Annotated in this window: 8 protein-coding genes; 5 read left to right on the forward strand and 3 right to left on the reverse strand. The window is 38.6% G+C overall.

All coding sequences use genetic code 11. The annotated features are described in order from the left end of the window. The 5 genes from dnaE to R2H34_RS10490 all read left to right on the forward strand — a co-directional run bounded on the left by dnaE (position 1) and on the right by R2H34_RS10490 (position 8,381). The gene (gene dnaE, locus R2H34_RS10470) at positions 1-3,564 is read left to right on the forward strand and encodes a DNA polymerase III subunit alpha (RefSeq protein ID WP_087540887.1); all 3,564 of its coding nucleotides are present in this window, start codon (positions 1-3) and stop codon (positions 3,562-3,564) included. A gap of 14 nt (positions 3,565-3,578) precedes the next feature. Beyond that, on the forward strand, positions 3,579-4,424 hold the full coding sequence (locus R2H34_RS10475; protein ID WP_087540889.1) for an RNA methyltransferase: 846 nt from the start codon (positions 3,579-3,581) through the stop codon (positions 4,422-4,424). Beyond that, positions 4,417-5,229 (forward strand): serine O-acetyltransferase, encoded by an 813-nt coding sequence (gene cysE, locus R2H34_RS10480; protein WP_087540890.1) that lies wholly within the window; start codon positions 4,417-4,419, stop codon positions 5,227-5,229. Before R2H34_RS10475 ends, cysE begins: the two co-directional genes overlap by 8 nt. Before the next feature lie 113 nt (positions 5,230-5,342). Continuing rightward, entirely contained in the window at positions 5,343-6,242 is a 900-nt protein-coding gene (locus tag R2H34_RS10485; protein WP_087540892.1) for an ABUW_2363 family tetratricopeptide repeat lipoprotein, read from the forward strand. A gap of 120 nt (positions 6,243-6,362) precedes the next feature. Next, on the forward strand, positions 6,363-8,381 hold the full coding sequence (locus R2H34_RS10490; RefSeq protein ID WP_151730580.1) for an esterase/lipase family protein: 2,019 nt from the start codon (positions 6,363-6,365) through the stop codon (positions 8,379-8,381). A gap of 47 nt (positions 8,382-8,428) precedes the next feature. On the opposite strand, the gene ahpF is transcribed toward R2H34_RS10490, so the two are convergent. The 3 genes from ahpF to R2H34_RS10505 form a co-directional block, all read right to left on the reverse strand. Continuing rightward, entirely contained in the window at positions 8,429-9,994 is a 1,566-nt protein-coding gene (ahpF, locus tag R2H34_RS10495; protein WP_151730581.1) for an alkyl hydroperoxide reductase subunit F, read from the reverse strand. A 129-nt stretch (positions 9,995-10,123) separates the two neighbouring features. Beyond that, positions 10,124-11,038: a hypothetical protein gene (locus R2H34_RS10500; protein WP_004911883.1), complete on the reverse strand. Its 915-nt coding sequence runs from the start codon at positions 11,036-11,038 to the stop codon at positions 10,124-10,126. A gap of 24 nt (positions 11,039-11,062) precedes the next feature. Continuing rightward, positions 11,063-12,190 carry a toxic anion resistance protein gene (locus R2H34_RS10505; protein WP_004962654.1) on the reverse strand — a complete coding sequence of 376 codons (1,128 nt, stop codon included), beginning with the start codon at positions 12,188-12,190 and terminating at the stop codon, positions 11,063-11,065. Positions 12,191-12,192 lie beyond the last annotated feature (2 nt).

Genomic DNA, 12,192 nt, shown 5'->3' on the forward strand with positions numbered 1-12,192 from the left:
ATGCAGTTTGTTCATCTTGGTATTCACACAGAGTTTTCGATTACAGAATCGATAGTTCGCATACCTGATTTGGTCAAAGCTGCTGTTGCTGAAGAAATGCCAGCTTTAGCAATTACTGATCTTTCGAACCTACATGCTGCTGTTAAATTCTATGGTGCATGCTTAGGTAAAGGGATTAAGCCTATTATGGGCAGTGTTATTCGATTGAATGATGCTGAACATCGTGCAACTTTACTTGCGATGAGCAATACAGGTTGGCGAAATTTAACGGAAATAGTGTCTAGAGGATTCATCGAAGGTCAGCAACTTAGTGTTCCTTGTGTTCAAAAAGAATGGGTATTAGAACAAGCAGAAGATTTAATCATTCTATTGGGGCAACACAGTGATGTAGGCAAAATGCTCTGCTCTTCCAACCCTCAGAAAGCAGAACCTCTTCTTGAAGACTGGATTAGTAAATTTGGAAATCGTGTCTACCTTAGTTTGACGCGCACAGATCGTGTTGGGGAAGAAGATTTTATTGTTGAGGCGGTAAAACTTGCTGCTAAGTACCAAATCGGTGTAGTGGCTCATAACGATATCCACTTTATCGAGCAAGACGATTTTTATGCTCATGAAGCGCGTGTTTGTATCGCAGACGGATACGTATTAGGTGATGATAAGCGTCCTAAACCTTATAGTCCTGAACAATACTTTAAAACAGCAGAACAAATGTCTGAGTTATTCTCTGACATTCCTAGTGCGATTGAAAATACTTACCAAATTGCTAAACGTTGCAACGTTGCCTTGCAGCTTGGTACCTATTTCTTGCCTGATTTCCCTATTCCTGATGGTTATACCATTGATACCTATTTCGAACATTTATCACGAGAAGGTTTAGAAGAACGTTTAAATCATCTATATCCAATTGATGAACGCGATGAAGATTGGCCTGATATTCGAAAGCCGTATGATGAACGAATCAAATATGAAGTCGATATCATCCTTAAGATGGGATTCCCAGGTTACTTCCTTATCGTCATGGACTTTATCCAATGGGCAAAAAACAATGGTGTACCTGTAGGACCAGGGCGTGGTTCGGGTGCAGGTTCATTAGTTGCATATAGTTTAAAAATTACTGACCTTGATCCTTTACGATACGACCTATTATTTGAGCGCTTTCTAAATCCTGAACGTGTCTCAATGCCTGACTTTGATGTCGATTTCTGTATCGCAGGTCGTGACCGTGTTATTGAATATGTTGCACAAAATTACGGACGTGAAGCAGTTTCACAGATTGCAACCTTTGGAACAATGGCTGCAAAAGGTGCAATTCGTGACGTGGCACGTGTCTTAGGTAAATCTTATGGTTTAGCTGACCGTATCTCCAAAATGGTTCCAACAAAACCATTGGGTGTAGACTTAAAACAAGCCATAGAGCTTGAACCACAACTGAAAGATATCGTCACCAACCCTGCAAACCCTGATCATGATGATGCTGCTGAAATTTGGGAAATGGCGCTCAAATTAGAAGGCATTACACGTAACACAGGTAAACATGCAGGTGGTGTTGTCATCGCACCTGGAAAAATTACAGATTACTCGGCCGTTATCTGTGATCCTGATGGCACAAACCGTGTAGCTCAATATGATAAAGATGATGTTGAAGCAGCAGGTTTGGTTAAATTCGACTTCTTAGGACTGCGAAATTTAACAGTAATTGAAGATGCTGTTCAAAATATTAATAAAAGAATTCAATCAGATGTCCCACTAAATATCGCTAATGTACCATTAGATGATAAAGATGCTTATCTCGTATTTGCTGAGGCAAATACGACTGCGGTTTTCCAGTTTGAATCCGTCGGCATGAAAAAGATGTTGAAGGAAGCTAGACCAAGCAAATTCGAAGAGATTATTGCTTTCGTTTCCTTGTATCGTCCTGGTCCGATGGACCTCATTCCAGACTTTATCCATCGTATGCACGGTGGAGAATTTGAATATTTGCATCCTTTGCTTGAAAGTGTCTTAGAACCTACCTATGGGATTATGGTTTATCAAGAACAAGTAATGCAGGCAGCACAGTTCTGCGCTGGCTATACGCTTGGCGGAGCCGACTTATTGCGCCGTGCAATGGGTAAGAAAAAACCTGAAGAAATGGTAAAACAACGCCAAATCTTTATTAAAGGTGCGGCAGAAAAAGACATTAATGAAGCAACAGCGAATCATATCTTCGATTACATGGAAAAATTCGCGGGTTACGGTTTTAACAAATCACATGCGGCCGCTTATGCTTTAGTTGCTTACCATACTGCATGGTTAAAGGCGCATTATCCAGCTGAATTTATGGCAGCGGTAATGTCATCAGAAATGCAGAATACGGATAGTGTCGTATTCTTAATTGATGACTGTCGTAATAACAAACTCGAAGTTCTTCCCCCTTCTGTAAATATGTCCTTGTATCATTTCCATGCCATTGATGAGCGTACAATCGTCTATGGTTTAGGTGCAATCAAAGGTGTTGGTGAGCAGGCAATGCAGTCTGTGATCGATTCACGTATTAAAGATGGACCATATAAAGATTTGTTTGATTTTTGCCATCGTATTGATCTGAAAAAAATTAACAAACGTACACTCGAAGCGCTTATTCGTGCTGGTGCACTCGACTGTTTAGGAATAGAACGTTCTAGTCTTATGGCTCAGCTTCCTGAAGCCGTTCAAGCTGCGGAACAAGCACGAAGCAATCGTGAAACAGGAATTATGGATTTATTTGGTGAAGTTGAAGAAGTTCAGCGTAAACCAGCTAAACCTGTTAAACCATGGTCAGATGAAGTTCGTTTAAAAGGTGAAAAAGATACACTTGGACTTTACTTAACAGGACATCCAATCGATGTCTATCGTTCAGAATTAAAAGCATTCATTCCTGCAAAACTGAATGAAGTTACCCCGACACGTCGTGGTGTAACCACCGTATTTGCTGGTTTGGTACTCGATGTAGCAAACTTTCCAAACCGTATCATGATCACTTTAGACGATGGTACTGCACGAATTGAAGTTAGTTGCAATCATGAACGTTTTCAACGATATAATGATATTGTGCGCTTAGAACAAGTCGTCGTGATCGAAGGCGAGATTTATGAGCGTGAAGGCTTTGACCGCCCAATGGCGCGTTTAAGTAAAGCATTTAGTTTGAATGAAATTCGTCAAAAACGTGCTCAATCCATTCAAATACGTATGCCACACGATCTCATGACTAAATCTTTAGCAAAAGATATGCAAAACATTCTCTTACCATATTGCAATGTAGATATGTGTCAGCATATCGGTATACAGCTTCTTATCGATCAAAGTTTTGCGACAGCTGAGTTGCATTTAGGTGCTCAGTGGAAAGTTGCTCCTTTAGATGAACTGCTTGGTAAATTACGTGACTACTTTGGCAAAGATGCGATATATATTGAATATCAAGTAAAATCCAAAGCAGCAAAAGTCATTGAAACACCCAAAGTAAGTGTGGTTCCTCCTCCACCTGCAAATATGTCTATAGATGATGCTTTAGATCTGTATCAAGCCGAAGTTTCTCAATATTCTTAAAAATTGGATCATTTATGAACCTGTTTGACCAAAATGACGTGTCCAAACAATTGGATCATGTTCGTATTGTTATGGTAAATACGACTCTCCCTGCCAATATCGGTAGTGCACTTCGTGCCATGAAAACGATGGGATTGTCTAAATTAACATTGGTAGCACCTAAAACCTATCCTCATCCTGATATTGATGCTTTAGCCGCTGGCGCCCAAGATTTAATCGAAAAAATACAAATCGTTGATACTTTGGAACAAGCAATTGAAGACTGCCATCTGGTGTTTGGAACCAGTGCTCGCAGCCGTACTATTCATTGGCCTCTGCTTGATGTTCGCCCTGCAGCTCAAGAAAGTTTAAAAGCAGCCAATTTAGATCAAAATATTGCAATCGTCTTTGGTCGCGAAGATCGTGGTCTGACCAATGAAGAGTTATCATTAGCAAACTACCATTTAACTATTCCAGTCAATCCAAGTTATGGCGTTTTAAATGTAGCTCAAGCAATTCAAGTGGTATGCTATGAATTAAGGATGGCAGCACTTGAGCTCAATCAGCAAAACACTGATCAGACTGACCCGCAAGAACATATGCAGCTAAAGCAAAATCAAAGTATGCAATGGGATGAGCCATTGGTGACACAGAAACAAATGGAAGAGTTCTATCCTCATTTAGAAAAAATGCTAACTGAAATTGAATTCTTAGATCCAAATAATCCACGTTTATTGCCTTTGCGTTTGCGTCGTTTATTTGGAAGAATACAATTAGATCGTATGGAATATCATTTATTGCGCGGTATTTTCAGTCGAGTACAAGCTTTAGCCAATGGTTCATGGAAAAAAACACAGACGGAGGATCACTCTCATGATTAAACAGCTAAAAGAAGACATTGAAGCTGTATTTGCACGTGACCCTGCGGCTCGAAATACACTTGAGGTTTTAACCACTTATCCTGGTATTCATGCATTAATTATGCATCGTGTAGCACATGAACTCTGGAAAAAAGATCACAAAGGTACAGCTCGCCTGCTCTCGTCATTTAGTCGATTTGCAACTGGGATAGAAATCCATCCAGGTGCAAAAATTGGAAAACGTTTTTTTATTGATCACGGCATGGGCGTTGTGATTGGAGAAACAGCTGAAATTGGTGATGATGTCACCCTATACCATGGTGTTACGCTTGGTGGTACTACTTGGAATAAAGGTAAACGTCACCCAACTCTAGAAGATGGTGTTATTGTTGGCGCTGGAGCAAAGATATTAGGACCATTTACTGTCCATAAAGGGGCGAAAGTTGGTTCAAATGCTGTTGTGACCAAAGAAGTTCCGGAAGGAGTTACCGCTGTAGGTAACCCAGCACGTTATATCTTTAAAGATAAAAATCAAGTTGAGCAAGATGAAGCAAACCGTCGCGATTATGCAGAAAGCATCGGTTTCCAACCTTATGCAACAACTCAGGATCAATCAGACCCTATTTTAGAAGGCATACGCGTGTTATTAGATCGTATGCAGAAAAATGAAAAGCGTATGAATATTCTATGTCAGCGTCTATCTGAGCTTGACCCAACATTCAAACCTCAAGGTGGTAAAAATCAATCATTGAGTAAAGAAGAACTTAAGATTATTGAAGAAGTTAGAAGAGAGTGTGAAGCACAAAGCAAAACATCAACAACATAATATAATTTATAAGAAATGTAACAAGCTTTTCATTGCAAGTTGGTTTTGCTTTTCCTAGACTGGTAAAACCAACGAACTACTTCTCATTTTACTAAAATTAATGGATGTAAAGCATGAATTTTAAGCCTTTGGCATTACTTGTAATTTCAACCACATTTTTAACCGCATGTGGTATTGCGCCGACCAAAAAAGAGAAGATTGTTGAACCATTTGTGTTCAAAGAACCAGATCCGACACCACCATTCTATGCTTTAAATCCAATCAAATATGATGCACCACCAAGCTTTGAAGTTGCCATCAAAGATGCCTCTACACAACCAGTGACAAAGATGGTTGTTTCTTTGCAAAATGACCCAACAAAATCTGCAACTTTAGATATTAATAAATTGATTGTCCCAACAATTGATAGCTCTGAAAGACGGATGAAATATGCGGTTCTTGCAGGCGAAAATGAAATTGATGTAACGGAAATTGATGACTTCTTACAACTAGTTGAAGGAAAAGCACGCCATTACCCTCCTCGATTTACTGAACGCCAAGAACGCAAAGGATATGAAGTAAAGTTAAAAGAAATCACACACAAACTAGATGCTCTCGCTGAGAAACCAAATGCATCTATGGATATTTTGACCCGTGCATTTAAAGCCAGTGTGATGGCTCGCAACCTTGACTTGGGTACAGCTTACACATCTAAGTCTTTAACTTATGCTCAACGAATTTTAGAGATTAACCCTAACGATCCTGAAACCAATTTTTGGTTCGGTTTTGGATTATCAGAAGGTGGTGGACAACGTGAAGCGATTCCATACCTAGATAAAGCGATTAAAGGTGGAGTGCAAGAGGCTTATCTTTCTGCTGCAAACAATTTCTTATGGCTTGAACAGAAGAAAAATGCGCTTCAAACGCTCAAAAATTACAAAATTAATTATCCTGATGAAGCAGAAGTAGTTGACCGTTTGATTCAAGAAGTTGAATCAGGAAAACGTTGGAACATGTGGCAAGTTCTTAACTAAATTACTCTCTTTTTTGTAAAAATAGGCCGTTTTATACGGTCTATTTTTTTATGTTGATTGAAAATGCATCCTTTTTTCGTATTATAGCGGTAATCCTGCTCTCAATTTACTGAAACCCTAATGCGTGCATTTAATTCTTCACATCGCCTATTTGCAATAACGCTACTCAGTACAGTCGTCATGAGTGGTTGCCAAGTTGTAAGTCTAAAACAGCAAGCCATTGATGTCACAATTGCTAATGAGAGAAATAGTATCCTGACTCAAAAAAGACTCAGCGAAGCAAGTCTCAATGTTTTATCGATGTCAGGTAAAGAAGCAAAGTATTGCATGCAATCTGCTGATGAGTGCATTGCGGATTTACATAAGATTCCTCAAATCTTAGATGAACAGCTCTTATCGACTAGCAGTGAATTATTTCTAGCGAAATCCAAAGCTCTAGCGGACTCATCAGAATGCAAAATAAGTAAACTAAGCAAACACAAATCTGAGGAAGAACAAAAGAATATTCAGAAAAATTATGAGCAGTGCTTAGATCAACAATTAGAAGCTTTAGATAAAAGTATTCGCTATAGCTATGCTTATCTATTTAAAACCAGTCGCGCACCACAAGAACGACTTTTTGATAACCGCCAAGTACAAATTCGTGACTTTTACAACCAAGCATTAACTCAACTGGTCAATATTCTTAGTCTAAGAAATCCATCCAAAGACCTCACACCGACTATTAAAATTGGGAAAAGTACGTATACGATTGATATCCAAGCTTATCAACGTTTACAGAATATGAAGCTAGAAAAATTTGTCTCTAGCTATAACATGAACTTCTCAGGATTAAGAGCAATTAACCGACGCGATGGTTTTGGTTCTGATTTTGTAGCAGTATTCCCTGCTGACAATGCCAATAAGTTTGAGAATAAATATATTTTAGACCCTCTCAACTACAACTACCCTAGAGGTACAAATCCGAATATTCATAAAGCTCGTTATTTAGCTGCGACTATTATTGCTCAACCTAAACGCGCCGCTGCAACAGCAGATGAAGTGTTAAATAGCCCAGAATTTGAGATTAAAGTTTATGATCCATATAGCGTTGAAAAAGTTAATATCGCTGGAAAACCTTATTCATTGGCTGCAAATTTCTCTGCACCATATGGTTTATGGTTGTCTGAAAATAATTTAGGAGCAGCAGCTTACTTAACTTTAATTGATCGTGATCAACACCTAACCATGCCGCATCTATATATGCTGGAACCTTACAATCCTAATAAAAAAGTAATCGTATTGGTTCATGGTTTAGCGAGTAGTCCTGAAGCATGGATTGCGGTAACAAACGATATTATGGGTGATCCTGTACTTCGTGAACATTATCAAGTTTGGCAAGTTTTTTATTCAACCAATATGCCAATCTTAGAAAGTCGTTTTCAAATATATGCTCTACTTAAACAAGCATTTGGCTCGGTGAATTTGCAAGATGCTGCAGCAAAAGATGCTGTTCTCATTGGACATAGTATGGGTGGTATTATCAGTCGTCTTTTAGTGAGCAATGCTGATATATCAAAAGAAGCATTAGTGATGATGAGTAGTCGTCAGCAAACTCGTTTACGCAAGCATCCCGTAATTGGTGAGCGACTAAAAATGCAACCTATATCTAATTTTGATCGTGCGATTTTTCTTGCAGCACCGCATAAAGGTACAGATTACGCTGATCGTTGGTTTACTCTCGCAGCACGAAAAATCATTAAACTACCGACCACATTTCTCACAACACTGGCAGATACTTTAACAAGTAATGATGTTGAGCTTAAAGATTTTGTAAAAACACTTACTAATGATGTTATTCAGAATGGTCCAAGTGATCTAAGTAAAAAATCCAAATTTATGGAGTTAACGGCTGATATTCCTCCACAGAAAGGTCTACTGTTTCATTCCATCATGGGAAATATCACAAAGAGCCAAGACCCTAACGTCATGACAGATGGAATAGTTCCCTATAAAAGTGCTCACCTAGATGGAGCTGTTTCTGAAAAAATTATTACAGGTGGTCATTCAATTCAACAAACTCCCGAAGCAGTCTTGGAATTAAGACGAATTTTACGACAACATCTTGTGGAACACGGTTTATATAAACCGCAAAACTAAACAAAAAGCCCAAAGTTAACTTTGGGCTTTTTTATTACTAGTTCTAATTAATTCGTAGAACGAATCATGTAATCAAAGGCAGATAATGCTGCTTTCGCACCTTCGCCTGTTGCGATGATGATTTGCTTGTATGGTACTGTCGTACAGTCACCTGCAGCAAATACACCCTGTACATTGGTTTCATTACGATCGTTAATCATAATCTCACCACGATTGCTGAGTTCGACTGCACTGTTCTTTAGGAAATCCGTATTTGGCAATAAACCAATTTGTACAAAGATTCCCGCAAGTTCTACTGTGTTTTCTACATCAGTCGCACGATCTTTATACTTCAATGCTGTCACTTGTGAACCATCACCAACCACTTCAGTACTTAATGCATTGGTAATAACTGTGGTATTTGGCAAGCTATTCAACTTATCCTGTAAGACTTGGTCAGCACGAAGTTTGGTATCAAACTCAACCAAAGTCACATGCTCAACAATCCCTGCTAAATCAATCGCAGCTTCTACACCCGAGTTACCTCCACCAATCACTGCAACTCGTTTACCTTTAAATAATGGACCATCACAGTGTGGGCAGTACGCAACACCACGTGTACGGTATTCAGCTTCACCTGGAACATTCATTTCTCTCCAACGAGCACCAGTTGAAAGAATGATGGTCTTAGACTCAAGCTTAGCACCATTTTCTAGTTCAACTTCAACCAAACCATTGGCTGTTTGATCTGCACCTGTGATCTTGCTGACACGTTGCAAGTTCATGATGTCCACACCGTATTCACGGACATGGGCTTCCATGTCTTGAGCAAACTTAGGACCAACTGTTTTTTGAATCGTAGTAAAGTTTTCAATATCCATGGTATCCATGACTTGACCACCAAAACGTTCAGCCACAATCCCAGTTTTGATCCCTTTACGCGCTGCATAGATCGCTGCTGTACCACCTGCAGGACCACCACCAATCACCAATACATCAAAAGCATCTTTCGCATTGAGAAGTGCTGCATCTTTTTCCGCTGAGTTACTATCTAACTTCGCGATGATTTCTTCCAAAGTCATACGACCCTGACCAATATGTTGATTGTCTTGGAACAACATTGGGACTGCTAAGATTTTGCGTTCTTCAACTTCTTCTTGGAAGAAACCACCATCAATCATGGTCGCAGTTGCATTTGGGTTATAGATCGCAATCAGGTTCAAAGCCTGAACCACATCTGGACAGTTGTGACAACTCAACGAAACAAACACATCAAAGTTTGATTTTAAGTTCAAGCCTTTAATCTGGTTTAAAACCTCATCAGATACCTTCGGTGCATAACCTGAAACTTGTAACAATGCCAAGATCAAAGAGGTGAACTCATGTCCCATTGGTAGACCAGCGAAGAACACACGAGGTTGCTCACCTGCTTTAGCCACACCGAAACTAGGACGGCGAGCGTTTGAACCGTCAAAACGCGCCGTAACTTGATCAGAAAGTTCAGCAATTTCGGTCACGAGTTCTTTGATTTTTGCAGCTTTATCGGATTCATCTAAAGCAGCCACCAACTCGATTGGACTTTCTAAACGTTCTAAGTAAGCTTTTAATTGAGTTTTAATATTTTGATCTAACATGTCTTTCTCCAAATTCTCAGCAATTCAATCAGCTAAATTCTTTCAATGGGGCTATAGTACGCAAATTATTTAAATAGGTAAAACAGGTTGTTTTCATAATATCAATCGAACAAACCGAACATAACAAACTTATAGATCAAGTTTCTGCGTAATTCGATATCGACGGTTTTTAAAATGCTTAGCTAGCATGTACAAAACCACACTCATTGCGAGATTGATAATTAGAAAGACCAACAAAAAGAAATTCACGTACTTTGAAATTTTTTCTGCTTGCTGCGCTTGGATATCTAGCGGTTGAGTAATCAAAGTAATACTTTTCCCATACAGCTGTTGTTGCATCACCCACAATTGTTCAGGCTTAAAATCATATTTACGAAATTCAGTGGGAACCTTTTTCTCAGCTTCGATCAATTGATTGACATAAATATTCGCAGTTTTGCGATCAATCGGATCATGTAACAAAGCAACCTGAGCTAAGACATAAGCTTTTTCTGTTTGAGAAATATTTATATCTTGTAAATCTTGAGCAATTTGGCTTTCGACAATATTTGTTTGATAGCTCATCCAACGCTGATAAGCTTCTTCTGTTTCGTTTTTCCAGTCATATTGAATATAGCTTAATCCCGACCATAGCAATATAAACGAAATGATCCATGCCAAAAATCGCTGCGTCCAAGCTTGAAATCGTTGTTGGAAGAACTTAAATTTCTTCACCCAACGCACAATTAGAAATGCACCAACAAAGGAAACAAGGACTTTCAGAAACAGCCAACCAAACCAAGAAAGAAGATTAAAAAAATAATCCACAGGTTGTTTAAAAGGTACCAAATCTTGTACTTGATATGGTAAATCTAAACTCTGAACATGCAATGAAAGATCAAAAAACCGATAAATAAATTCTTTTTGTAGAAAGAATGCCGCAATAGTTAAAACCATCAAGACTATACTTACAGCAAGCCCAATGACTATATTGCGTTGGCGTTTTTTCAACACCTGCAAACGCTGATCAATAGGTTCCACACTTAAATCATTTATGGGTGACAATGATCTTTCCTTTCATAATAAATTTTAAGATTTAGGCGTTTGCCCACTATTTTCCAGAACGAGATGATTAAGACTTTCTTGCAATGCACGCAAACGCGTTGTTGCTTCAGCTCTTTTTTGCATTCCCTCTTTCTGGATTTGAATTACATCATTTACTGTTTTAATGAGGGTGTTTTGAACATGTTCAAGTGTTTCAACATCAATCACTGAACGTTGATTCGCTTTTGCAGTATCAACTGAGTTTTGATGCAATAATTCCGCATTTCGACGAAGTAAATCATTGGTCGTGTCATCAATCGCTTTCGCTAATTGCACACTATTTTTCTGTTCTTGTAGTGAAATCGCTAAACTAATCTGATTCTTCCAAGCTGGTAATGTAATATTTTTTATTGCATAGAACTTATCAACCAACATCAAATTATTAGATTGAATAATACGAATCATAGGTAGGGTTTGCATTGCAGATTGTTGAAGTACTTGTAAATCACTCACCCTTTTTTCAAGATTATTCGCTAAATGATTGAGATCATAAATTTGTTGCGTGGTCTGCTGATCTTGCTCTTGATTAGTTAAGGCCACAATTTGCTGTTGAATATCTTGTTGCTTCAATTGTCCTGCTGCGATATATACACCCAATTGTTTATACTCTTCCTGCACAGCATCAAACATTTTGTCTAGAGTTCCAACACGTGCTTTCAAACCAGATTGTGAACTCTCAATTTCTTTAACTAAAGCATCAATCTGTTCTTTGGTTGTATTAAAATGCTGATCAAAACTATGCTTTGCGCTTTTAAATTTACTAAGTAAACCACCAAAAAATCCTGAACTTTTAGACTTATTCAAAATACTCGAAGTATTTAATTGCTGAGCAACCTGAACGACCTGATTTAATTTTTGCCCTGTTGCATCTAAATCTTTATTTTGAACGAGATCAAGTAACTCATCTGTATAAGTCGATGTTTTATTGGCAATATTTTTCCCATATTCAGCTACAACAGTTGTGCTTATCTCAGCGAGTTCCTTATGTGCATCCATCACCTCCGCAAAATCATGCGGTTGCAATCCTAGCTCTTTTAAATTCAATTGTTCAAAGCGTTCCTCTTGTTTTAATTCGACTTGAGTTGACGCTTGAGTCAATTCTGAACCAGACATAC

It is taken from the genome of Acinetobacter sp. 16 (assembly GCF_033439925.1).
Taxonomy (GTDB): domain Bacteria; phylum Pseudomonadota; class Gammaproteobacteria; order Pseudomonadales; family Moraxellaceae; genus Acinetobacter; species Acinetobacter junii.